The 22,450-nt window shown below is 64.2% G+C and carries 20 protein-coding genes; 7 read left to right on the plus strand and 13 right to left on the minus strand.

The window, feature by feature from the left end; translation table 11 throughout:
• Positions 1–4 precede the first annotated feature (4 nt).
• The 6 genes from pstC to I6F09_RS16815 form a co-directional block, all read right to left on the minus strand.
• Positions 5–994, minus strand: coding sequence for a phosphate ABC transporter permease subunit PstC (pstC, locus tag I6F09_RS16790; protein WP_036001678.1), 990 nt, complete (start codon positions 992–994; stop codon positions 5–7).
• A 135-nt stretch (positions 995–1,129) separates the two neighbouring features.
• Positions 1,130–2,143 (minus strand): phosphate ABC transporter substrate-binding protein PstS, encoded by a 1,014-nt coding sequence (gene pstS / locus I6F09_RS16795; RefSeq protein ID WP_036001732.1) that lies wholly within the window; start codon positions 2,141–2,143, stop codon positions 1,130–1,132.
• Positions 2,144–2,292: 149 nt separating this feature from the next.
• Positions 2,293–3,585, minus strand: a complete 1,293-nt coding sequence (locus I6F09_RS16800) for an ATP-binding protein (RefSeq protein ID WP_057028454.1) — start codon at positions 3,583–3,585, stop codon at positions 2,293–2,295.
• A gap of 47 nt (positions 3,586–3,632) precedes the next feature.
• Positions 3,633–4,688 carry a lysylphosphatidylglycerol synthase domain-containing protein gene (locus tag I6F09_RS16805; protein WP_225188550.1) on the minus strand — a complete coding sequence of 352 codons (1,056 nt, stop codon included), beginning with the start codon at positions 4,686–4,688 and terminating at the stop codon, positions 3,633–3,635.
• 448 nt (positions 4,689–5,136) lie between these two features.
• Positions 5,137–5,439 carry a hypothetical protein gene (locus tag I6F09_RS16810; RefSeq protein ID WP_036001688.1) on the minus strand — a complete coding sequence of 101 codons (303 nt, stop codon included), beginning with the start codon at positions 5,437–5,439 and terminating at the stop codon, positions 5,137–5,139.
• Between the two features lie 2 nt (positions 5,440–5,441).
• Complete coding sequence (locus I6F09_RS16815; RefSeq protein WP_036001690.1) at positions 5,442–6,836, minus strand: OmpA family protein; 1,395 nt, start codon at positions 6,834–6,836, stop codon at positions 5,442–5,444.
• 164 nt (positions 6,837–7,000) lie between these two features.
• Here I6F09_RS16815 and I6F09_RS16820 point away from each other — a divergent pair, with 164 nt between their 5' ends.
• Both I6F09_RS16820 and I6F09_RS16825 read left to right on the plus strand, forming a co-directional pair.
• Positions 7,001–8,059: a polysaccharide deacetylase family protein gene (locus I6F09_RS16820; RefSeq protein ID WP_225188551.1), complete on the plus strand. Its 1,059-nt coding sequence runs from the start codon at positions 7,001–7,003 to the stop codon at positions 8,057–8,059.
• Between the two features lie 91 nt (positions 8,060–8,150).
• The gene (locus I6F09_RS16825; protein WP_225188552.1) at positions 8,151–8,963 is read left to right on the plus strand and encodes an SDR family oxidoreductase; all 813 of its coding nucleotides are present in this window, start codon (positions 8,151–8,153) and stop codon (positions 8,961–8,963) included.
• Positions 8,964–9,163: 200 nt separating this feature from the next.
• Here I6F09_RS16825 and I6F09_RS16830 read toward each other — a convergent pair whose 3' ends face one another.
• Positions 9,164–10,018: an SDR family NAD(P)-dependent oxidoreductase gene (locus I6F09_RS16830; protein ID WP_036042753.1), complete on the minus strand. Its 855-nt coding sequence runs from the start codon at positions 10,016–10,018 to the stop codon at positions 9,164–9,166.
• Between the two features lie 120 nt (positions 10,019–10,138).
• On the minus strand, positions 10,139–11,020 hold the full coding sequence (locus tag I6F09_RS16835) for an alpha/beta hydrolase (protein ID WP_225188553.1): 882 nt from the start codon (positions 11,018–11,020) through the stop codon (positions 10,139–10,141).
• 164 nt (positions 11,021–11,184) lie between these two features.
• On the opposite strand from I6F09_RS16835, the gene I6F09_RS16840 reads away from it, so the two are divergent.
• A complete protein-coding gene (locus I6F09_RS16840) occupies positions 11,185–12,756 on the plus strand; it encodes a winged helix-turn-helix domain-containing protein (protein WP_225188554.1) in 1,572 nt (523 codons plus the stop codon).
• A 156-nt stretch (positions 12,757–12,912) separates the two neighbouring features.
• On the opposite strand, the gene boxB is transcribed toward I6F09_RS16840, so the two are convergent.
• The 4 genes from boxB to I6F09_RS16860 all read right to left on the minus strand — a co-directional run bounded on the left by boxB (position 12,913) and on the right by I6F09_RS16860 (position 18,759).
• Complete coding sequence (boxB, locus tag I6F09_RS16845; protein WP_225188555.1) at positions 12,913–14,364, minus strand: benzoyl-CoA 2,3-epoxidase subunit BoxB; 1,452 nt, start codon at positions 14,362–14,364, stop codon at positions 12,913–12,915.
• Positions 14,365–14,464: 100 nt separating this feature from the next.
• The gene (gene boxC / locus I6F09_RS16850; RefSeq protein WP_225188556.1) at positions 14,465–16,153 is read right to left on the minus strand and encodes a 2,3-epoxybenzoyl-CoA dihydrolase; all 1,689 of its coding nucleotides are present in this window, start codon (positions 16,151–16,153) and stop codon (positions 14,465–14,467) included.
• Positions 16,154–16,277: 124 nt separating this feature from the next.
• On the minus strand, positions 16,278–17,090 hold the full coding sequence (locus I6F09_RS16855) for an alpha/beta hydrolase (RefSeq protein ID WP_225188557.1): 813 nt from the start codon (positions 17,088–17,090) through the stop codon (positions 16,278–16,280).
• A 127-nt stretch (positions 17,091–17,217) separates the two neighbouring features.
• Complete coding sequence (locus tag I6F09_RS16860) at positions 17,218–18,759, minus strand: benzoate-CoA ligase family protein (protein ID WP_225188558.1); 1,542 nt, start codon at positions 18,757–18,759, stop codon at positions 17,218–17,220.
• A 121-nt stretch (positions 18,760–18,880) separates the two neighbouring features.
• Here I6F09_RS16860 and I6F09_RS16865 point away from each other — a divergent pair, with 121 nt between their 5' ends.
• The 4 genes from I6F09_RS16865 (at position 18,881) to I6F09_RS16880 (ending at position 21,716) form a co-directional block, all read left to right on the plus strand.
• Positions 18,881–19,789, plus strand: coding sequence for a helix-turn-helix transcriptional regulator (locus I6F09_RS16865; RefSeq protein WP_036001723.1), 909 nt, complete (start codon positions 18,881–18,883; stop codon positions 19,787–19,789).
• A 2-nt stretch (positions 19,790–19,791) separates the two neighbouring features.
• Entirely contained in the window at positions 19,792–20,187 is a 396-nt protein-coding gene (locus I6F09_RS16870) for a group II truncated hemoglobin (RefSeq protein WP_225128468.1), read from the plus strand.
• 243 nt (positions 20,188–20,430) lie between these two features.
• A complete protein-coding gene (locus I6F09_RS16875; RefSeq protein WP_225188559.1) occupies positions 20,431–21,162 on the plus strand; it encodes a helix-turn-helix domain-containing protein in 732 nt (243 codons plus the stop codon).
• A gap of 119 nt (positions 21,163–21,281) precedes the next feature.
• Positions 21,282–21,716, plus strand: coding sequence for a VOC family protein (locus tag I6F09_RS16880; RefSeq protein WP_225113436.1), 435 nt, complete (start codon positions 21,282–21,284; stop codon positions 21,714–21,716).
• A gap of 47 nt (positions 21,717–21,763) precedes the next feature.
• On the opposite strand, the gene I6F09_RS16885 is transcribed toward I6F09_RS16880, so the two are convergent.
• Positions 21,764–22,096, minus strand: coding sequence for a PRC-barrel domain-containing protein (locus I6F09_RS16885; protein ID WP_036001758.1), 333 nt, complete (start codon positions 22,094–22,096; stop codon positions 21,764–21,766).
• Positions 22,097–22,450: the final 354 nt, after the last annotated feature.

The raw sequence follows: 22,450 nt of genomic DNA on the forward strand, positions 1-22,450 counted from the left end.
GGCTTCACTTCCCGGCCTTGGTTTCGAGGCGCAGCAGCATCAAACGGGCGGCAGCGAGCACGAAGAACGTCAGCACGAACAGCAGGAGGCCGAGCAGGATCAGGCCGGACTGGTGCAGGCCGTCGCTCTCGGCAAATTCGGAGGCGATCGCCGCCGAAATCGTCGTGCCCGGCGCGAAGATCGACGAGGAGATCCGGAACGAGTTGCCGATGATGAAGGTCACCGCCATGGTCTCGCCGAGCGCCCGGCCCAGCGCCAGCATGACGCCGCCGATGATGCCGACGCGGGTGTAGGGGATCACCACGCTGCGGACGACCTCCCAGGTGGTGCAGCCGACGCCGTAGGCGGCTTCCTTCAGCACCGGCGGCACCGTCTTGAACACGTCGACCGAAATCGAGGTGATGAAGGGCAGCACCATGATGGCGAGGATCAGCGCGGCGTTGAACAGGCTGAGATAGGACGGGGGCCCTGCGAAGATCGCGCCCAGCACGGGGACGCCGTCGAACACCCTGATCATGAAAGGCTGGAAGGTGTTGGCCAGGAACGGGCCGAGCACGAAGAAGCCCCACATGCCGTAGATGATCGAGGGGATGCCGGCGAGCAGCTCAACCGCCATGCCGATCGGGCGCCGCAGCCATTGCGGGCAGAGCTCGGTGAGGAAGATCGCAATGCCGAGACCGACGGGAATGGCGATCAGCATCGCGATGAAGGAGGTGACGAGCGTGCCGTAGATCGGCCCGAGCGCGCCGAGCACCGGCGGATCGGCCGAGGGCGCCCAGCGCTGCGTCCACAGGAAGGAGATGCCGAACTCCTGGATCGCCGGGAAGGCGCCGACGATCAGCGAGATGATGATGCCGCCGAGGATCAGCAGCACCGAGATCGCGGACAACCGCGTGATCCAGTAGAAGGTGACGTCGCCGAGCTTGAACGCGCTCAAGGCCTTGGCGCGATCATATGGACCGGCAGCATCAATCACATTGCTCTCAACAGCCATCTCAGCCACGCCGATCCCCTATACCCGTTTTATGTACGCTTGTTGTTGGTGGCGCGCTCCGGATGCTGCAGGAGGCCGATCCGGAGCGGAGATCTTGCAGCGTCCCGGAACCGTGTCCGGGACACATATAGCGCCTTAGCTCTTGATCTCGGCAGCCCAGGTCTTCTCGATCTGCTGGACGACGCTGTCCGGCATCGGAATGTAGTCGAGCTCCTCGGCCATCTTGCCGCCGTTCTTGAAGGCCCAGCGGAAGAACTTGATCGCTTCCTGCGCGGCCGCCTTGTCGGTGGCGGACTTGTGCATCAGGATGAAGGTCGCCGCCGTGATCGGCCAGGACTTCTCGCCGGGCTGCTCGGTCAGGATGACGTAATAGCCGGGAGCCTTGGACCAATCGGCGTTGGAGGCGGCCGCCTGGAAGGCCTCGACGGTCGGCTGCACCGGCTTGCCGGCCTTGTTGACGAGACCGGTGTGGGTGAGCTTGTTCTGCTTGGCATAGGCGTATTCGACATAGCCGATCGAGTTCTTGGTCTGGCTGATGTTGCCCGACACACCCTCGTTGCCCTTGGCGCCGACGCCGACCGGCCACTCGACCGCGGTGCCCTCGCCGACCTTGCTCTTCCAGTCCGCGCTGGCCTTGGAGAGATAGTTGGTGAAGTTGAAGGTGGTGCCCGAGCCGTCCGAACGACGGACCACGGTGATGGCCTCTGACGGCAGCTTCGCGTTGGGATTGAGCTTCTTGATCGCGGCATCGTCCCACTTGGTGATCTTGCCGAGATAGATGTTGGCCAGGGTCTCGCCGTCGAAAACCAGCTCGCCTGGCTTCACGCCCTCGATATTGACGACGGGGACGATGGCACCCATCACCATCGGCCACTGGACGAGGCCGTCCTTCTCGAGCTGCTCGGCCTTGAGCGGCGCGTCGGTGGCGCCGAAGGTCACGGTCTTGGCCTGGATCTGCTTGATGCCACCACCCGAGCCGATCGACTGGTAGTTCAGACCGTTGCCGGTCTCCTTTTTGTAGGCGTCAGCCCACTTCGAATAGATCGGGAACGGGAACGTCGCGCCGGCACCGGTGATGTCGGCCGCAAAGGCTACCGTCGTCGATGCGGCGACCAAGCCGGCAGCGACCATGGTTTTGAGGAAATTCATGCTGGTCTCCATACAGGGGAGCGAAGCGCCATCCGCGCCCGATCGCGCTCCCCGCGCCGCCGCTTTAGGGGCGGTCGGCTGTGCTTTTACGAAGGTTTCGTGACAGTTGGATGACGACACCAAGCAATTGAAATTGCTTGCGTTTCCGATCAAGCCGGAGTCTTGATCTGGGGAAAACAGGCGGTGAAGGTGGCGCCCTGCCTGGGCACGCTTTCGATCAAAAGGCGGCCGCGATGACGGTTAAGGATATGTTTCACCAGCGATAACCCGAGCCCGGTGCCGCCTTGCGAGCGGCTGTCGCCGACGTCGACCCGATAGAAGCGCTCGGTCAGCCGCGGCAGGTGCTCCGGCGCGATGCCCGGGCCGAAATCGCGGACCATGACCCGCATTTCCTGAGTTCCGTCAGCGGCGGCGCTCGAGGTCAGCGACACGATGACGCGCCCGCCGGAGGCGCCGTATTTGAGCGCGTTCTCGATCAGGTTCTCGAACAGGCGGAGCAGTTCCTCGCGGTCCCCCGCGATCATCACCGGCGGCTCCGGCAGGTGGATGTCCACCTCGACCTGACGCTCGCGCGCCAGCGGCTCGAGCCCGTCGGCGACCTGACGGATGATCGGGACGAGATCGACCAGGGTGTCGGGCCGGACATGGGCCGACAGCTCGACCCGCGACAGCGACAAGAGATCGTCGATCAGGCGCGCCATGCGCGTGGCCTGGTTGTGCATGATGCCGAGAAAGCGCTCGCGCGCCTTGGGATCGTCCTTGGCCTGGCCCTGGAGCGTATCGATGAAGCCCGACAGCGCCGCCAGCGGCGTGCGCAGCTCGTGGCTGGCATTGGCGACGAAGTCGGCGCGCATCTCCTCGACCCGGCGCAGCGGCGTCTGGTCGTGGAAGGTCATCAGCATGCATTTGTCGGCGCCGCCGAAGCTGGTCGGCACCGGTACCGGCGTGATGATCAGCTCCATCCAGCGATCAACCGGAACATGATCGAGATAGGTCGCGCGCCGCGGCTCGGTGGTCGCGATGGCCTCGCGCAGCGCGGTGATGATCTCCGGCGAGCGCAGCGCGAACTGGGCGAGCTCGTTCTTGCGCAGCGCCGGCGCGAGCTGGGCGGCGGCGGCGTTGAGGTGGATGACGCGGCCGGCCCGGTCGAGCAGCACCGCCGGATCCGGCATGCCGGCGACCACCGCGGCCACCGCCGCGCTCTCGACCGGGTTGATGCGTCTGACGTCGTCGCGGGAGGTGGCGGGATCGTGCAGCCGCCACGGGATCAAGGCAGCCGCCGCGATGCAGAGGAACACGATTGCAGCGTGCAGCGCCGACAATTCGCCGAGCGAGACCACGACGGACAGCGCCAGCGCCGCGGCGATCAGGATGATGGTCGAGTGCCGCAGCCGATCGGACCAGGGCTGGGCGGAGGGAGAAGAGGGGGCGTCGATCGCCATCGGGGCGGACTTCTCCTGGGGACTGTCCTTTAAGGACCTGACACCGGTCAGGCGCCGCTGTCGCTGCGCTCTCTCACATAGGCGGCTTCAGGCGCCGGGCCGGGGTCCAGCTTGAGCGCCGCCTGTTGCAAGCGCTTCGATCGGGCGCCGATTATAACCTCTCGAAACGTCAGCAAGATTACAGATAAGATGAACGGAGACAGATAATAGAGGACGCGGAACAGGAGCATGCCGCCCAGCAGCTCCTCGCGGTCCATCTGCCAGAGCCCGACCAGCATGGCGGCATCGAACACCCCCAAGCCTCCGGGTGAATGGCTGGCGAAGCCGAGCAGGGTCGCCGAGACGAAGATCACCGCGACCATCACGAAGCCGAGATTGGGCTCGTCGGGGACCAGCACATACATCGCCAGCGCGCAGAAACCGAGATCGACGATGCCGATCGCGATCTGGAGCAGCGTCAGCGGGCCGCCCGGCAGCACCACCGTCCAAGGGCCGCGGCCGACCACCCGCGGCTGGCTCCAGACCCAGATCACGTAACCGATCAGCGCCACGATGATCATCAGCGCCAGTGTCCGGTTCAGCCAGACCGGCAGCTGGTCGATCGAGGCTGCCGCCTCCGGATGGTAGGCGATGCCGAGGCCGAGCACCGCGGCATTGCCCAGCCAGAAGGTCAGGCCGGCGAGAAAGCAGATTTTTGCGACGTCGATCGCGTTGAGCCCATAGGCCGAATAGATGCGGTAGCGCACCGCCCCGCCGGTAAAGACGGAGGCGCCGACATTGTGGCCGATCGAATAACTGGTGAAGGCCGCGAGCGCGTTGATGCGATAGGGCACGTGGGCATGGCCGATCGCGCGCGTGGCGAAGAGGTCGTAGAAGGTCAGCGTGAAATAGCCCGCAGTGACGAATAGCGCCGCCATCGCAATCTGGCTCGGCTCGGTGCTCTTGATCGCTTCGAGGACCTCGTTGAAATCGATGCCGCGCAGCATGTGGTAGAGCACGTAGCAAGCGATGCCGATGACCGCGATGCTGATCACGACTCCAAGCTTATGCAGGACTTGCTTCTGGCGCAGAAACGTCGTCGCCCTGCGTATGGCTTCCAGCATCTAGACCTCGAACAACGCTTCAGCGGCCAGGGTGGCCGGCGGACAGGCGGACGCGCAGGCATTCAACGAACCCTCGCCGCCGGCGCCGGAATCGCGCATGCCCCCTGCCCCTCCACTAGCGCGTTTTCGGCCGAAGTGGAATTCGCCAATTCGAACAAAAACACGTGCCTTCAATATTTTAGGCAGGGTCGCAGCTCCCAGTGCAGAATTTGGCGCTTTCGTCGGCAAGGCTTGGCGCGAATCTCCAGGCGATCCTGCGCAGGGGCCATGAAGTTTTGATGATTTCGGCCGCACAATGTTCCGTCACGCCTTAAGCCAACGTCAATCTATGGAGCCGGCCTGCCTGTTGAAAGAGGGGTGACTGGAGCGGCCAGGTCCCGGTTTTCCAATGCGCCGAAAGGCCGCGGCGGAGCACACCCCGCCCCGCGCGTGAGGGTGCATAGCAACATCACACAGCGGCTGGCGGCGCGGTACGCGAGACCACCCGATCGCGCAGCCACGCTCCGATCGTGCCGCCGACGAGATAGCAGGCGAACATGATCAGGCCGAGGTCGAGCCAGTAGCCGAAGCGACCGGGGACCACATGGGTGAGAGAGGCCGCGACCAGGGCGGCGGCAAGCACTGCGAGCCACCGCGCAATCACCTTCGAGGTGCCGTTGCCGCGCTGGACCACCGAGATCCAGCCCATGCAGAAGCCCAGCAGCAGCGAGCCGATCAGCCAGCCCAGATGGAACGAGACGAGATAAGGCATCGTCACCTCACCAGAAATTCGATGCGGCGGTTCTGCGCCTTGCCTTCATCGGTGTCGTTGCCGGCGACGGGCTGCGTGCTGCCATGGCCGACCGCGGTGAAGCGGCTGGCAGGAAGGCCCGCCTTGACCAGATAGTCGATCACCGCCTGCGCGCGCTTTTCCGAAAGGGCCTGGTTGAAGGCATCCTCGCCATCGGCGTCGGTATGTCCGACGACCTCGATATTGGTGGTGGGGCAGCGCAGCGCAGTCTCGATGAGGCGATCGAGAATGCCGGCCGAGTCAGGATCGATGTCCGCGCGCCTGTTCGCGAAGCGGATCTTGCCCTTGGTCAGAAGCTCCGAGAACAATTGCTGGCACACGGTGCCGTCGACCGGGCCTGCGGCGGGCTTCACCGTGATCTCCGGCTTGTACTGCCAGTTCTTCGGGAAGTCCTTGCCGAGGCCTGCGCGGATCTCGTTGGCGGCGCCCTCGTAGAGCGCATCGCCCGAGAGCTTCACCTCGCGGTCGGAGACGACCAGCGTGCCGGTCGACAGCCGCGACAGCGCGCCGAGCGCGGCGATAACAGCCGTGCTGAAGGAGCCGGGGGCGCCGATGCTGGCCTTGAGATTGTCGACGACCTTTTCGGTGAAGAACTTTCGCGAGGCGCTGGTGCCGATCGCGGCGTGGACGTTGTTGTCCGGAACATAGCCGGTCAGCGTCACCGTCGCAGCCACCGGATCCTTGTAGGCCTGGAAGATGTAGGGCGGCGCCTTGATCTCGTTGGCCGCAATCGAAAAACCCTCGGGCAGGTTCTTCAGCGCAGCCGCGATCGCCTCACGGCCGCCGAGCTCACGCGCCATGCCCGACAGATTGACCTTGGTGTCCGTGATCGTGATCTTGCCGTCCTTCAGCTTGCCGATCTGATCCAGCAGCAGCATCGCGGCGGCTTCGAACCGGGGCGGCGCCCCGCGCGCCAGCCCCATCTGGTCGGCGACCTCGACGCCGCCGACTTCCTTGCGGGCCGCCTCGGTCAGCCGGGCCCTCATCGATGGCAGCGGCGCGGAGCCCGACAGCGTCACCCGCACCACGTCGCGCTCGGCATTCCACACGAAGGGCTTGGCCTCGGGAACGAGGCGGGTCCGGTCGTCGACCAGCCGCACGCCGGGCACGGTTTCGACCGCCATCACTGCGTCGCGGCGCCCCTCCTCGGAGAAGGCGTCCGCGGCCAGGCTGACGTCGCGGCCGTCGACCGCGATCCGGGTCTTGTCCAGAACGGTGTCCTTGAGCGCAGCCGAGCTGCGGGCCGACAGATCAGCCTCGACCGGTAAGGTATTATTCCAGGCCGCAAATCCCCACATGACGGCAAGGGGGATCAACCCCGGCCACCATTTGCTGGCCCACGAGAAAAGCTTCTGCATTCGACGACCCGACCTCTGGAAACGGAGACAAAACAAACCCTTGGCAGGCTGTCAAACCGGAAATGGCCCTGGTCCCAAGGCCCGGGCGGGACAATCGGAATAACTTTTTCTTCAAGGGTTCTTCCGTAAGTTGAGGCCGGAATGCCAAAGTCCCCCACCCGGTCATGAAACAACTGCGTAACAACGTCATCCGCGCCGGGCTGGGAGCACTCTATCTCAGCGGGGCGCACCACCTGTTGCGCCCGCTCTTGTCGGGCGTCGGCGCCATTTTCATGCTGCACCATGTGCGGCCGGCGCGCGAGGCCGCGTTCCAGCCGAACCGGCATCTCGAGGTCACCCCCGATTTCCTGCGCGCCACGCTGTGCCATTTGCGCTCGCGCGACATCGACATCGTCAGCATGGACGAGCTGCATGAGCGGCTGGTGCAGGGCCGGTTCGACCGTCGCTTCGCCGCCTTCACCCTCGACGACGGTTACCGCGACAATCTGGATTACGCGCTGCCGGTGCTGCGCGAATTTGACGCGCCGCTGGCAGTCTATGTCACGAGCGATTTTGCCGACGGCACCGGGCGATTGTGGTGGACGGCGCTGGAGGCCGTGATCGCCAAGGCCGATCAGATCGACATTCAGATCGGCAATTCCGCCCTGCGGCTCGATGCGAACAGTGTCGCGGCGAAGCAAGCGGCATTCGACCGCCTGCACGACTGGCTGCGCGCGCTGCCGGGCGAGCAGGATCTTGCGCGCGAGATCGGGGCGCTGTGCAGGACTTACGGCGTCGACATGGAAGCGCTGTGCCGCGGCCTCTGCCTGTCCTGGGCCGAGCTCAAGTCCTTTGCCGCCGATCCGCTGGTCACGATCGGCGCGCACAGCGTCAGCCATTGCAACCTCGCCAAGCAGACGGAAGGCATCGCCGCCCAGGAGATGGCCGCGAGCCGCGCGCGGATCGAGCAGGTGCTGGAGCGCCCCGTGCTGCACCTCGCCTATCCCTATGGCGACCGCGACGCCGCGGGCGCGCGCGAATTCGCCCTTGCCGCATCCGCCGGTTTCAAGACCGCGGTGACGACGCGGCCCGGCATGCTGTTCGCGGAGAACGCCGGCCACATGACCGCGCTGCCCCGCGTCTCGCTCAACGGCAATTATCAGGACGCGCGGATCCTGCCGGTGCTGACCTCGGGTGCCGCGACCGCGATGTGGAATGGCTTCCGCCGCATCGCGGCGGCGTAGGCCTCAATCTGCACTGGTCGAGGACAAGCGCGCCTTTCTTGACTCCCCTCCCTGCTCCGCCCACAACCGGCGGCAACCAAGGGAGGAACGCATGTTCAACGATCTGTTCTCGCTCAAAGGCCGCATCGCGCTGGTAACCGGCGGCTCGCGCGGCATCGGCAAGATGATCGCGGCGGGATTTCTCAGCGCCGGCGCGGCAAAGGTCTACATCACCGCGCGCAAGGCCGGACCGTGCGAGGCCACCGCCAAGGAGCTCAGCGCACAGTATGAAGGCGAATGCATTGCGCTGCCGATCGACATGTCCACGGTCGCCGGCTGCGAGCTGCTCGCGAGCGAATTCAAGAAGCGCGAATCCAGGCTCGACATCCTCGTCAACAATGCGGGCGCGGCCTGGGGCGCGGAGTTCGACGAATTCCCGGAGAGCGGCTGGGACAAGGTGATGAACCTCAACGTCAAGGCGCCGTTCTTCCTGACCAAGGCACTGGCGCCGACGTTGCGCGCCTCGGCAAGCGCGGAACGGCCGGCGAAGGTGATCAACATCGCCTCGATCGACGGCATCTTCGTCAATCCCGGCGAGACCTATTCCTATGCCGCGAGCAAGGCCGGGCTGATTCATCTGACGCGGCGCATGGCGGTGAAGCTCATCCCGGACCACATTGTGGTCACCGCAATCGCGCCGGGCCCGTTCAAGTCAGACATGAACCGCGCCGCGCGCGACCACGCCGACGAGGTCGCAACGCGCGTCCCCGTGGGCCGCATCGGCACCGACGAGGACATGGCGGGCGCTGCGATCTACCTCGCCTCCCGCGCCGGCGATTACGTGGTGGGAGCGACCATCGCGGTGGATGGCGGCATCGTCTATGCGAACCCGGGGATCAAGGGCAGCGGGTGGGACAGCGATTGATGCGGCGATCTCCCGTCACGTGCATCGGGACTTAAAACCAAAACGTCGAAAACAACCCCATGCACAGTAGCGGGCCCCTTCATCGATAAGGGATCTTTCGAGCGGCCTGGAGACAACATTTGCAGCCGCCATGCAGTTGACACGTCGGGCAAAACACGCGTCGAGCTGGCGCGTGTACTCAAAATCTATGGATGCGAGAGCTAGCGTCGCGGCGTTCGTCCGCGTATCCGGTCGAATCCTTGCTTGATCGCTGCGAAGCGCTGCTCGATGAATGGTTCGTGCTCAGTATCGGTGAAAATGTAGGGCCAGTCGTTTTCGATGGCCTCGCGAACCAGCTCGCCTACGTAGAGCGGATCAACGCCGTTGTTGATCCGCTCATGCAATGCCTTGATGATCTCCGCGCGTGGTCCTTCTGTCGGCGGAGGGTTGCCGACAGCCCCGGCAAATCGGTGCGGCACGTTGCGCCGAGAGTTCATGATCTGCGTGCGGATAAAGCCCGGACACAGAACGGAGACCCCAATCTTCCTCGGCGCGAGCACGTTACGCATCCCCTCGGAGAGCGCGACCACTCCATATTTGCTTACATCGTATGCCGGACTTGGTCCCGTAATCAGTCCGGAGACGGACGCCGTGGAAACAACCTGCCCTCCTTCGCCGTGCGCTTCGATCAGCGGACCGAATATCTCAAAGCCCCAGATCACCGACATCAGGTTGACGCCGAGGACCCAGTTCCAGCCTGAATCAGTCCACTCACCAAAGGTGCCGCCGCCACCCACGCCCGCATTGTTGACCAATATGTGGATTCTGCCGTACCGCGCGACGGTCGCGTCCGCTGCCGCCTGAAGTTCGCCCTTGAGCGAAACGTCCGCTTTCACGCCATCGACATCGGCTTTGGTTCGTGTCTTCAGGTCCGCGACCACTTTTTTCAGCGCCTCTTCCTCGATATCGCAGAGCATGACCCTCACGCCCGCCCGCGACAGCACGGTCGCGATCCCCAGTCCGATGCCCGAGGCAGCGCCAGTCACGAATGCGGTCTGTCCAATCAAGTCTCTCATGCGCGTTCCACCTTGCTTTCACTCAACCAGTTCGCCCGCGAGATTGCGCCGCGGGGCGCTGGCTCCGCGCCTGCGATGACCGAGGCAGCCGGCGAGGGCGCTGCGGAAGCAGTTGGTGATCTAGACCGCATGGCCGAGCGATCGTGAATTGAACGGAGAGGCGATGGACAGGCCGTCCCAAGCAAGCGCTTCGGTCGTAGACACATGGTCACCAATGCGCTGGGCTACTTCCGCAGCGTGCGTGCCCGGCATAAAGTGGGTTGCGCCCGCTATCGTGCATAGCGACGCGTTCGCCAACGCACGGGTCAGGATTTCCGCGCTTCGCTGCAACGCTTGCGGGCTACGCTCACCGCAGATGAGGCGGGTTGGGAGCAGGATGTTGGCAAAAGCCGATAATGGTGGATCGAATGCCGAACGCATGTCCAGAACCTGGGTCGCGGTCGTCCTGACGATGTATTGCCGCATCCGGGACGGCAGGGCATCGAAGCTGCCCTCACCGCCGAGATAATCGATCACCCGGAGCGCGGCTTCCCTCTCGCCGTTTTCGAACGCCTGGAAGTATGCATCGCGCATCGCCGTGAACTGCTCATACAGCGCAAGCTGGCTCTCCCGGCGCAGCAGGCCGAAAGCCACCGGCTCTATCAGGGTCAGGCTCATGAGCGGCCGCATCCCGCACAGCGCGACGTCCAGACACGCGAGCGCGCCGAGGGAATGTCCGACGAGATGTACGGGACCGCCGGCGCGGCGGATCACGGCTTCGACGATCTCCGCCTGCCGATCGATCGATGTATCGGCAGCCGTCCGTCGGTCCCTCGTGCCGCCATAACCCGGAAGGCTCGTCGTCACCGTCCGGAAACGACCGCCGAGCGCCTCGATCACGCCCCGCCAGCTTGACGCGGTCGCCCACGATCCCGGCACGAACACGATGGTGGGTCCCGTGCCCTCCTCGCCATAGTCGATGTGGCCGTGCCTATCCTGCAGCATTGTTGAGGCTGCGTTCATCGCCATCACTCCGGTCTTGAGGGTTTCGCCTGGCAAGAATGCGCGAAGCGCGACGGCAACACTTTACAGACCGCTTACATTTTCATTACCGACGGCTGATTTCGCGCGCTCCCCCGCTTGCTGGGCTGTGCTACGCTCGCGCTGCTGGAGGAACGGACGAGCTGATGCGCTATCTGTTTGAAGACTTTGCGCTCGACGCCGACAAGCGGGAGCTGCGCAGGGGGATCGATGCGGTTTCGGTGACGCCGCAGGCCTTCGACGTGCTTCTCTACTTGATCCGCAACCGCCAGCGTGTGGTTAGCAAGGACGATCTGATTTCCGCCATTTGGGGCGGCCGCGCCATCTCGGATGCCGCGCTTGCGACCCGCCTCAATGCAGCGCGCGCCGCAATCCATGATGCCGGCGATCAGCAGCGCCTCATTAAGACGCTACAGAGGAAGGGTTTTCGCTTCATTGGCAGCGTGCAGGAAATCGGCGGACAGGATGACGCTGCGGTCCCAAATGACGCACTTCAACCCTCGACACCAGCTCCCGCGCCGTCCGACAAACCCGCGATTGCCGTGTTGCCGTTCCAATCCATGCCGGCCCGTCCAGAACAAGAATACTTCGCCGATGGGTTGGTTGACGATATCATTACTGCTCTCTCGCGCTTCAGGACGCTCTCTGTCATCGCTCGCAACTCCTCGTTCACCTACAAAGGTAAGGCTGTCGACATCAAGCGCGTCGGCCAGGAGCTTGGCGTGCGATACGTGCTCGAAGGCAGTGTGCGCATGGAAGGGTCGCAGCTAAGAATCAATGCACAATTGATCGATGTTGCAACTGGCGCGCACCTTTGGGCCGATCGGTTTGAAGGCGCTTTGGGAAACGTTTTCGATTTACAGGACAAGGTCGCGCTACACGTGGTCGGGGCCATCGCGCCAGAAGTCGATCGTGCCGAGATCGACAGAGCCAGTCGAAGAAGGACCGGTAACATCGATGCGGTGACAGCGTATTATCGCGGTTTGCCTCATATTCGTTTCCCAACCACTCCACAGAATAATGAAGCTGCTTCGAGGCATTTCGAGCAAGCGATTGCTCTTGATCGCAGCTTTGCGCCTGCGTATGGCGGTGTTGCAACTTGCATAGCGTGGCGAAGGGCCAACAATTGGCCTGGAGACTTTGTCGAAGACAACGCTCAGGTCTTGCAGATTGCCGAACGTTTAAAGGAGCTTGGGGCAGACGACGCAATGGCCTTAACCGTTGTGGGCTTTCTCCTGTTCTGGTTCGCGCTGGACCTCAATGGCGGGGTTGAATTGGTTGAGCGCGCCATCCACTTCAATCCAACCTATGGACCCGCACTTCACGCGCGGGGCCTCATTCGAGGTTGGCAAGGCGAATCCGATGCCGCCGTTGCGGACCTTGAGCTGGCTCTGCACCTAAGTCCGCGCGATCCTTTCAACTACAACGCAATGCTGGGACTTGCTCTAGCGCATCACAACGCCGGCAGACATGCCGAAGCGGGTGAGTGGGCTGACAAAGCCGTTCGAGCCTTCCCCCCGGCGTTCAATGTAGGAATGGCTCAGGCCATCCTCTGCTACGTGGGCGCTGGACGATTGGACGACGCTCAAAAGCTGATGGCAGAAATTCTCCGCCGATCTTCTGGCTCTCGACGATCAACTGTGGCTGCCCCGCACTATTCGCCCAAGCTTAGAGCGGAACTCTTGGAAGCGATGATCAAGGCGGGACTACCCGAATAGCTTTGTTCTTGGGGCAAGCAGGCGGTGGGCAGGCTGGCGTGTGAGTACGCCGCGGCGCCTCGCGTCTATCACACCGCCTCTGGAATACTGGATCGCCCGGTCAAGCCGGGCGATGACGCTGTGGGTGTGGAACGGTCGTGGTGCGTCGCAAGCGCCCTACGACTCGATCTTCACGTACTCGAAATCGCCCGGCTTGTTGTCGATGCCGACCTTGGGCGGAGAGATCCAGGAGGCGAACTTGCCGGTCTCGGTGACGGGCTGCATCAGGGAGGTGATGAAGTCGCCGTCGCTGGCCGACGGCAGCCATTCGTCCTTGCGCTTGGCCCAGGTCGCATCGTCGATCAGGATGCCGTCGGGCGTCGCGTGCACGTCCTTGAACTCGCCGATGTGGCGGTGGAAGGCGACGTTGGGCAGCGTCAGCTTGAAGTCGTAGCCGGCGGTCGAGATTACCTTGTTCCAGCGCAGCATGCCCTTGACGCAATCCTGGCTGTAATCGTCGCGCAGGCGCATGTTGAGCGCGGTCAGCGCCGGCTCGTCGACCAGCTTGACTTCGCCGTTGATCAGCTTGAGCACCGGATAGGTCGAATTCTTGAGCTGGTGATCGTCCTCGATCTGCGTCTCGTGGTAGCGGCCCTTGATGCCGGCGTTGAACGCGTTGGCCGCGTTGGTCGAGACCTCCGAGCCGAACAGGTCGAGCGACAGCGTGTAGTGCAGGTTCAGCTTCTTCTGGATGGTCGGAAGATCGATGACGCCGAGCGCGCGGACTTTCGCGATGTCGGTGGGGTCGGTGATGCCGGCCGCGCGCATCGCATCGCAGGTGCGCTGCACGACGCGGGTGATGCCGGTCTCGCCGACGAACATGTGGTGCGCTTCCTCCGTCAGCATGAAGCGGCAGGTGCGTGACAAGGGATCGAAGCCCGACTGCGCCAGCGAATGCAGCTGCATCTTGCCGTCGCGGTCGGTGAAGTAGGTGAACATGAAGAAGGACAGCCAGTCCGGCGTCGCCTCGTTGAAGGCGCCCAGCATGCGCGGCGCGTCGGCATCGCCGGAGCGGCGGCGCAGCAAATCATCGGCTTCTTCACGTCCGTCGCGGCCGAAATATTTCTGGAGCAGATAGACCATCGCCCAGAGGTGACGGCCTTCCTCGACATTGACCTGGAACAGATTGCGCATGTCGTAGAGCGAGGGCGCGGTCTTGCCGAGATGGCGCTGCTGCTCGACCGAGGCCGGCTCGGTGTCGCCCTGGATCACGATCAGGCGGCGCAGCATGGCGCGGTGCTCGCCCGGCACTTCCTGCCAGGCCGGCTCGCCATAATGCTCGCCGAACGGCACGACGCGGTTCTCTTCCTGCGGCGCAAGCAGAATGCCCCAGCGATATTCGGGCATGCGGACATAGTCGAACTTGGCCCAGCCGCGCGGATCGACCGAGTAAGCGGTGCGCAGATAGACAAGCGATTCCTGGAAGCCTTCCGGCCCCATGTCGCTCCACCAGTCCATGTAACCGGGATGCCAGCCCTCCAGCGCTTTGAGCACCTGGCGGTCTTCGGCGAGGTTGACGTTGTTCGGAATCTTGGTCGAGTAGTCGACGTTCATGATGTTCATGTTCATGGGGACCTCCCGTGTGGGACTAGCTCGTTTGAAGGGGCGAATGGCGAATGGCGAGTAGCGAATGGGCATTCCCTATTCGCCATTCGCCACTCCCTACTCGCTAGACTCGCGTCATATCGAATTTCGGTTTCTGGCCGCTGCCGTAGCGGCGCAGCGCGCCTTCCTCGCCGACGGCGTTCGGGCGCTGGAAGATCCAGTTCTGCCAGGCGGTGAGGCGCGCGAAGATCTTCGATTCCATCGTTTCCGGGCCAACGAAGCGCAGGCTGGCTTCCATGCCGGTGAGGCTGTCGGGCGAGAAGCTGGCGCGCTCCTCGAGGAACACGCGGACCTCATCGTCCCAGTCGATGTCGTCGAGCGCGAAGGTGACGAGGCCGAGCTCTTCGGCCTGCTCGGCGTCGAGGCTGGTGCCGAGCGTTGCTTCCACGCGCTCCAGATCGGACGGGTCGGCTTGGAAGCGCGACTCCAGCCGTGTCAGGCCGTGGCTCATCGGGTACGGGCCGAAATTCATGGCGGACAGCTCGATCGACGGCGGCGGACGATTGTCACCCTGGCGGGTGCCGATCAGCATGTAGGAGCGGTCGGCGGCAAAGACGAGCTCGGCGAGCGTGCCGGCAAAGCAGGAGCCGGGCTCGACCAGCGTCACCAGCGTGCGCGAGGTGACGTCGACGCGCTTGAGCACGCGCTTCCAGTAATGCCTGATCTCGTTGACCAGCCAGTGCGCCTTGTTCGCTTCGAGGAACGTATCGCTGGCGAGCACATGGGCGCGGTCGCCGTGGCTCTTGAACACCAGCATCGCGATCTCGAGCTCGTTGATGCGTAAGTGCAGGATGGCGTCGTCGAGCTCGCGCGCCACTTGCAGCGGCCAGAACGAGGCGCCTTGCGCCATCATGCCGTCGATGTCGGCGGGCGGCGCGGTCTCCGGCGCCTTGATCGAGATGGTGGCAATGCGCGCGGTGCGATCGATGTCGACGGTGACGAAGCCGTAGCGGATGCTGTTTTCGTCGATCAGGCGCCTGAGCGGCGTCAGCGCGATGCCCTTGCCGCTGCCCTTGCGCGTCGAGGCCGCCGCAAACTCCTTGGCGCGCTCGGCGATCTTGGCCTCGAGCTTGGAGTTCGGTGCGATCTCGTCGACGAGGCGCCATTGCACGGCGCGCTTGCCCTTCACGCCTTCCTCGATGGTGCAGAAGACATCGGCGTGATCGCGCCGCACCTTGCGCTTGTCGACCACCCGCGTGAGACCGCCGGTCCCCGGCAGCACCGCGAGCAGCGGCACTTCAGGCAGCGCCACGGCTGACGAGCCGTCGTCGGCGAGGATGATGTGATCGGTCGCAAGCGCGAGTTCGTAGCCACCGCCGGCGGCGGAGCCGTTCACCACGGTGATGAAGCGCTGGCCGGAATTCTCCGAGGAGTCTTCCATGCCGTTACGGGTCTCGTTGGTGAACTTGCAGAAGTTCACCTTGTGGGCATGGGTCGAGCCCGCGAGCATGCGGATGTTGGCGCCGGCGCAGAACACGCGGTTCTTGGCCGAGCGCAGCACCACGACCTTCACTTGCGGATGCTCGAAGCGCAGGCGCTGGATCGCGTCGGCGAGCTCAATGTCGACGCCGAGATCGTAGGAATTGAGCTTGAGCTGGTAGCCCTCGAACAGGCCGCCATTCTCGTCGACGTCCATGGTCAAGGTCGCGACGTCGCCCTCGACCGCGAGCTTCCAATGCTTGTAGCGGGACGGTTCGGTCTGGAAATCGATGAATGTCGCGCCGCCTGCGAGGCGCCGATCTTCCCCGGCCATGAGCCACCCTTAAGCTTGGTTATGCATTTGGAGCGTTAGATGCACAATAGTGCATCTAGTTAGGTTAGTCTAGCCCGAATCGCGACCTCATATGCACTTTGCTTCATCTAGGCGCGCATGGGTTTCATGCAGCCTGAAGCCCCGGATCGTCCCGCAAGGCGGCCTTTGCAAACTGCATGATGGCATCGAGCGTCGGCCCCGCGGCCTCGCGATGCGGGGAATGCGCCGCGCCGGCAATGATTTTCAGATCAACCGGGCAGTAACATTCTTCCTGCGCGATCTCCGCCTGGCGCAGGGTCCCATATTGGTCGTCTGCGCCCTGCACGATCATCACGGGCACGCGGATGTAGGCGAGGTATTCGGAGATATCCCAATCGCGGAAATCCGGATCGAGCCAGGCGTCGTTCCAGCCGTAGAAGGCGTTGTCGACGTCCTTGTGCCAGCGCGCGAGCTTTGTCTTGAGGTCCGTGGTCTCGAACGTCGTCTTGATCGCGGCGATGGATTTGATCGAGATGTCCTCGACGACGAAATGCGGCGCGATCAGCACGAGCCCATTGAGGCGATGATCCTGATGCGCCCCGGCATAGATGGTCGCGATCGAGGCACCATCGGAATGGCCGAGCAGAAGGCCGCGCTTGAACCCGATCATGTCGAGCAGCTTCGGCAACACGTCCAGCGCCTCACGATGCATGTAGTCGAGCGCCCGCGGCAGCGCGACCGGGCTGGACTGGCCGTAGCCTGCGCGCGAATAGGCGAAGATGCCCGCGCCCGTGGCCTGCTGCAGCTTCTCGGGGAAATCACCCCAGAGGCCGACGCAGCCGAGGCCCTCATGCAGCATCACGATGGTGGGCGCGTCGGGGACTAGCGGCGCGAGCCACCTGTATTCGAGGCTGGCGCCATCGATGTCGAGGAAGCCGGTGGGGGTGAGATTGGTCATTTCTGCGCTCTTCTCTCTCGATCGTCATGCCCGGGCTTGACCCGGGCATCCACGTCTTTTCTCACGCGTGGCGGCGCGTGGATGGCCAGGTCAAGCCCGGCCATCACGGCCTGTTGCAGGTGGCCAATTAACGCGCGCCTTCCCGCAGCTTGAACCTTTGGATCTTTCCGGTCGCGGTCTTCGGCAGCGAGTCCACCACATCGATCCAGCGCGGATATTTCCAGGGGCCGATCTTCTGCTTGACGTGCTCCTTGAGCATCTCCTGCAAGTCCGTCGTCTTTGCGCCTGGGCGCAACACGACGAAGGCTTTCGGCTTCAGGAGGCCTTCCGGATCGGCCTCGGGCACGACGGCAGCTTCCAGCACGGCCGGATGCGTGATCAGCGCGCTCTCCACTTCGAACGGCGAGACCCAGATGCCGGAGACCTTGAACATGTCGTCGGCGCGGCCGCAGAAGGTGTAGCGGCCATCGGCGTCACGAATGTATTTGTCGCCGGTGCGGGTCCACGGCCCCTCGAAGGTGCGGCGGCTCTTGTGGCGCTGGTTCCAGTAGCCCTCGCCGGCCGAGGGCGCATCGACCAGCAGCTCGCCGACCTCGCCGTCGGCGACGTCCTGCCCGGCCTCGTTGACGAGCCGCACCGCATAGCCGGGCACCGGCTTGCCGGACGAGCCGTATTTGATGTCGCCGGGCGCGTTCGACAGAAAAATGTGCAACAGCTCGGTCGAGCCGACGCCGTCGAGAATGTCGACACCGAACCGTGCCTTCCAGCTGTGGCCGACGGATTCCGGCAGCGCCTCGCCGGCGGAGGTGCAGATGCGCAAAGCCTTGCCGCCGCGCTCGCTCTTCATGGTCTCGTCGTTGAGCATCGCGGCGAACAAGGTCGGCACGCCATAGAAGATCGAGGGATTGTAGCGATTCATCAGGTCGAACATGCGCGCCGGCGTCGGCCGCTCGCTGTTGAGGATCACGCTGGCGCCGACCGACATCGGGAAGGTCAGCGCATTGCCGAGGCCATAGGCGAAAAACAATTTCGCCGCGGAGAGACACACATCGCTTTCGCGAATGCAGAGCACCTGCTTGGCATAGGTGTCGGCGGTCGCCTGCAGATTCGAATGCAAATGGCGCACGCCCTTCGGCATACCCGTCGACCCCGACGAATAGAGCCAGAACGCCGGCTCGTCCGGATGCGTCGCGGCGGTGGTGAACTGGTCGCTCTCGCCAGCGAGCTCTTCGGCAAGCTGCTTGTGGCCGTTCTGCTTGGCGCCGGAGACCACGACATGCTCGAGATCCGGCATGCGGCCGACAACGTCCTTGATGACGGGATAGAGCGCTTCGGACACGAACAGCACGCGCGCGCGGCAGTCGGCGAGGATGTAGGCGTATTGGTCCGCGGTCAGCAGCGTGTTGAGCGGCACCGGCACGATGCCGGCGCGGATCGCGCCCAGGAACACGATCGGGAAATCGATTGTATCCAGCATGATCATCGCCACGCGCTCCTCGCGGCGGACGCCGAGCCGGCGCAGCATGTTGGCGGCGCGCCGGGTCTGTTGCTGGAGCTCGCCATAGGTGTGTCGCGAGACGGTGTCGTCGAAGGCGAGCTTACTGCCCCTGCCCTCCCTGACGTTACGGTCGAGCAGCCAGGTCACCGCGTTATAGGATCCCTCGCTCACGGACATCTCCCCAGAATTTAGAATTATAATTCATAGAAAGACACCACGGCGGCTTGCTGTCAATGCCAGCAGGCACTATGTTTCATTAAAACGCGCCGCAGGACCCCTGTAAAGAAGACTCATGACCGAAAGTCCCGACGCCGAATCCCGCTTCCTCGAACAACTCGGCCAGCGTGTGCGCACCATGCGCGCGCTGCGCGGCATGTCGCGCAAAGTACTCGCCAAGGTGTCGGGAATTTCGGAGCGCTACATCGCGCAGCTCGAGAGCGGCAAGGGCAATGTCTCGATCGTGCTGCTGCGCCGCGTCTCCGACGCGATGGGCGCCCATCTCGAAGATTTGCTGCCCAGCGCCGATCCGACCCCGGACTGGCAGGTGTTTCGCGACCTCCTGCGCAAGGCGACGCCCGCGCAGATTGCTCAGGCCAAGGATCTGCTCGCCGGCGGCAGCGCAACCGCGCCCCGGCGCGCGCCGTTCTGCGGGATCGCGCTGATCGGCCTGCGCGGCGCCGGCAAGTCCACACTTGGGCGGATGCTGGCGAAGAGGATCGGCTGGAGTTTCGTCGAGCTCAACAAGGAGGTCGAGCAGCAGAACGGGCTCTCGGTCGCCGAGATCATCGCGCTGTACGGCCAGGAAGGCTTTCGCCGCATGGAGCAGGCGGCACTGCAACAGCTGCTCGCGCGCAACGAGCTGATGGTGCTGGCAACCGGCGGCGGCATCGTCTCCGAGCCCCTGACCTTCGATCAGGTCCTCTCCTCGTTCTACACGATCTGGCTGAAGGCCGAGCCCGAGGAGCACATGGCGCGCGTGCGTCGCCAGGGCGATCTACGCCCGATGGCTGATGATCGCTCGGCGATGACGGAGCTGCGCAACATCCTGCTCAGCCGCGAGCCGTTGTATTCGCGCGCGACCGCGGTGGTGGATACCGCCGGCCTCTCCGTCGATGCCGCCGCCGCACGCCTGATCGATGCGGTGCGGCCGGTGCTGCAGAACGAAGCCCGCAGCTTCGGCCTGCGCAGCGTGGCGCTGTAGCGATGACGTCCACCGACGTCGCCACCTCCATGTTCGAGCGGATCGGCGGCAGCGCCACGATCAACGCCCTCGTCGACCGCTTCTACGACCGCATGGACACGCTGCCGGAGGCGAAGATCATCCGCGCCATGCATGCGGACGACCTTGGCCTGATCAGGGACGTGCTGAAGCGCTATCTCACCGAATGGACCGGTGGCCCGCGGCTCTATACACCCGAGAAAGGTCATCCGCGGCTGCGCCAGCGCCATTTCGGCTTCGCCATTGGGGACGCCGAGCGCGACGCCTGGATGCTCTGCATGCGCGGCGCGCTGGAGGAGACGATCACCGACGCCGCCGCGCGCCAGGATCTCGACAAGGCGATAGCGGGCCTGGCCGACTGGATGCGCAACCGGCCGTGACGGGGCGGCAGCGCTTCGGCGCAATTCGACGGCCTCGCACCGGGTCATTTGAGTTCCGCTGCGATCGCCTGCTAAGCTCCAGGCATGACCGACATGCTCTGCGACACCATACGCATGGAGCGCGAAGTGACGGAGCGTTAGCGCGTGATGGACGCACCTCCCGATGTCATCCGTCGACCGCCCTCGCCGCGTCTTGCGCGGCTGATCTCCAGCATTTCCTTCTACCGCGAGCGCGGGATCGGCTTGGCCGCCTTCCGCCACGCCGCGCCGCTTGCACTGCCTCTGCTGGTGAATTTGGGAACGCCCTTCCGCATTGCGCTCGGACACCGACCGGACACCGCCGATGCGCGGCCGAGTTTCGCAGCGGGTCTGTTTCCTGGGCCGGTCGTGATCGAATCCGACGGGCGCGCCGAATGCGTTCAGGTCGATTTCACGCCGCTCGGGGCGTATCGCTTCTTCGGAGGCGCCGTGCCCGATCTGACCGCGCGGATCGTCGGGCTCGACGACATTCTGGGACGGCACGGCAGGGAGCTCCGCGCCAGGGTGGCCGAGGCGGCCGGCTGGCAGCGACGATTCGAGATCGTCGAAGACTTCGTGCTTCGCCGCGCCGTACACGAGCCCTCGCCTGAGGTCGCCTTCGCGCTGGAGACGCTGTGGCGAGGCGGGGGCGCGGTCAGGATCGCCGACATTGCCTCCGACATCGGCTGGAGCCGCAAGCATCTCACACGCCGCTTCCACCGCGAGATCGGCGCTCCGCCAAAGACGCTGGCCCAGATGCTGCGCTTTCATCGCGCTTGCGTCCTGGCCCGGACGGATGGCGCAGGCGGCTGGGCGGCCATTGCCGCGGACGCCGGCTATGCCGACCAGGCACATCTTGCTCGCGATTTCCGGATGTTCAGCGGAGAGACGCCGACCGGATGGGCCGCGCGGCTCGATGTCGTCGATTCACGCCTGATGCGGGACGGCGGGGGCTAGCGCCAAAACAGCGGCAAGACGGCGCGAGGCACGGTCAGGTCCCATTTGTTCAAGCCGGCCGCCATGATCCGAACTAGGGTCGGCTTCGCAACAAGCTTGCACCGAACCTGGAGAGTGTCATGAACCAGCCGAACGGCTACGAAGCGCCGCGCCTCTACCACACCATGCGCTGTAGGGATGCCGAGGCGATGATCGCCTGGCTGAAGAACGTTCTCGGCTTCACCGAACGGGTGGTGTACCGCAAGGAGGGCACGGTCGTTCACGCCGAGCTGGCGTTCGGATCGTCGATCCTCATGCTGGGCGCGCATCGCGACGACGCCTACGGCAAATTGGTTGGCGACATCGGCGGCCGGCGGACGGATGCCGTCTATCTGGCCGTGGAGGATCCCGACGCGCTCTTTCAAAAGGTGAAAGCCGCCGGGGCGCAGATCGAGATGGAGCCCTACACGACCGATTATGGCAGCCGCGATTTCGCCGCACGCGATCCGGAGGGCGGGCTCTGGAGCTTCGGCACCTATTGGCCCAAGGTCGGCGAGCAGCCGCTCGCGGGATAGCGGGCGCTCGCGTCAAATACTGCTCCGCGGCCGAACCGTCTTGCTCGCTAGACCGACCAGTAATGCGGATGCGGGTAGGGCCGCGAGCGGTCGCCCCAGTCGAACGCGTCGCCATCGAACTCGCACGGGCCGCTGCTGAGTTCGTCCAGCGTCTGCTCGGTCTGGAACGCCTGCCGTGCTGGATCGTATTTCAGCGCGCTCCACTGCAGCGGATAATGGTGACGCGTACCGAGCAGCCCGCCGGTCTTGATCACGGCATAGGCAACCGTTCCGCTCATCTTGTCGAGCATCAACCGCTCGATCGTGCCGAGCTTCGTGCCGTCGCGTCCGTAGACGGCGACGTGCTCCACGCGATCACTGGGAACCATGGTGTGGTTCATGGTGTCCTCCCTGTTCTCGTCTGTTCACGATATTATAGCACCGGTTTCGCGGCGGCGGGAGCAGCTACAACTGCTGTAAGCGGCCCGCCCCGGCCACCAGAGCGTCACTTCAGCCGAATCGTGTCGACGCGACGGCACTGGACGCAATGATAAACGTGCTCCGCAGGCAGCGTGACTATTCCAGGTAGTGTCGCCAGGAACTTCATTGGCCGCCTGCATTTTGAGCAGATGAGGATCGGCGGATCGTCTTGGCGATCGGAACTCATACAATAACCGGGGCTGAGGCGCCCGCACGTTACTGCCGCGCTGCGGGCGCTTCATCCCGGGAGAACTACCGGCCTTGATCGGAATCCG

The sequence above is a fragment of the Bradyrhizobium sp. IC3195 genome (assembly GCF_020193585.1).
In the GTDB taxonomy this organism is placed as follows: Bacteria; Pseudomonadota; Alphaproteobacteria; order Rhizobiales; family Xanthobacteraceae; genus Bradyrhizobium; species Bradyrhizobium yuanmingense.

Bases quoted from the DNA above. Each gene is read 5' to 3' on its own strand.
- boxB (WP_225188555.1), bottom strand. From the start codon at position 14,364: ATGAACATGAACATCATGAACGTCGACTACTCGACCAAGATTCCGAAC.
- I6F09_RS16830 (WP_036042753.1), bottom strand. From the start codon at position 10,018: ATGAGAGACTTGATTGGACAGACCGCATTCGTGACTGGCGCTGCCTCG.
- I6F09_RS16800 (WP_057028454.1), bottom strand. From the start codon at position 3,585: ATGGCGATCGACGCCCCCTCTTCTCCCTCCGCCCAGCCCTGGTCCGAT.
- boxC (WP_225188556.1), bottom strand. From the start codon at position 16,153: ATGGCCGGGGAAGATCGGCGCCTCGCAGGCGGCGCGACATTCATCGAT.
- pstC (WP_036001678.1), bottom strand. From the start codon at position 994: ATGGCTGTTGAGAGCAATGTGATTGATGCTGCCGGTCCATATGATCGC.
- I6F09_RS16805 (WP_225188550.1), bottom strand. From the start codon at position 4,688: ATGCTGGAAGCCATACGCAGGGCGACGACGTTTCTGCGCCAGAAGCAA.
- pstS (WP_036001732.1), bottom strand. From the start codon at position 2,143: ATGAATTTCCTCAAAACCATGGTCGCTGCCGGCTTGGTCGCCGCATCG.
- I6F09_RS16855 (WP_225188557.1), bottom strand. From the start codon at position 17,090: ATGACCAATCTCACCCCCACCGGCTTCCTCGACATCGATGGCGCCAGC.
- I6F09_RS16870 (WP_225128468.1), top strand. From the start codon at position 19,792: ATGACGTCCACCGACGTCGCCACCTCCATGTTCGAGCGGATCGGCGGC.
- I6F09_RS16810 (WP_036001688.1), bottom strand. From the start codon at position 5,439: ATGCCTTATCTCGTCTCGTTCCATCTGGGCTGGCTGATCGGCTCGCTG.
- I6F09_RS16835 (WP_225188553.1), bottom strand. From the start codon at position 11,020: ATGAACGCAGCCTCAACAATGCTGCAGGATAGGCACGGCCACATCGAC.
- I6F09_RS16865 (WP_036001723.1), top strand. From the start codon at position 18,881: ATGACCGAAAGTCCCGACGCCGAATCCCGCTTCCTCGAACAACTCGGC.
- I6F09_RS16840 (WP_225188554.1), top strand. From the start codon at position 11,185: ATGCGCTATCTGTTTGAAGACTTTGCGCTCGACGCCGACAAGCGGGAG.
- I6F09_RS16880 (WP_225113436.1), top strand. From the start codon at position 21,282: ATGAACCAGCCGAACGGCTACGAAGCGCCGCGCCTCTACCACACCATG.
- I6F09_RS16825 (WP_225188552.1), top strand. From the start codon at position 8,151: ATGTTCAACGATCTGTTCTCGCTCAAAGGCCGCATCGCGCTGGTAACC.
- I6F09_RS16885 (WP_036001758.1), bottom strand. From the start codon at position 22,096: ATGAACCACACCATGGTTCCCAGTGATCGCGTGGAGCACGTCGCCGTC.
- I6F09_RS16820 (WP_225188551.1), top strand. From the start codon at position 7,001: ATGAAACAACTGCGTAACAACGTCATCCGCGCCGGGCTGGGAGCACTC.
- I6F09_RS16815 (WP_036001690.1), bottom strand. From the start codon at position 6,836: ATGCAGAAGCTTTTCTCGTGGGCCAGCAAATGGTGGCCGGGGTTGATC.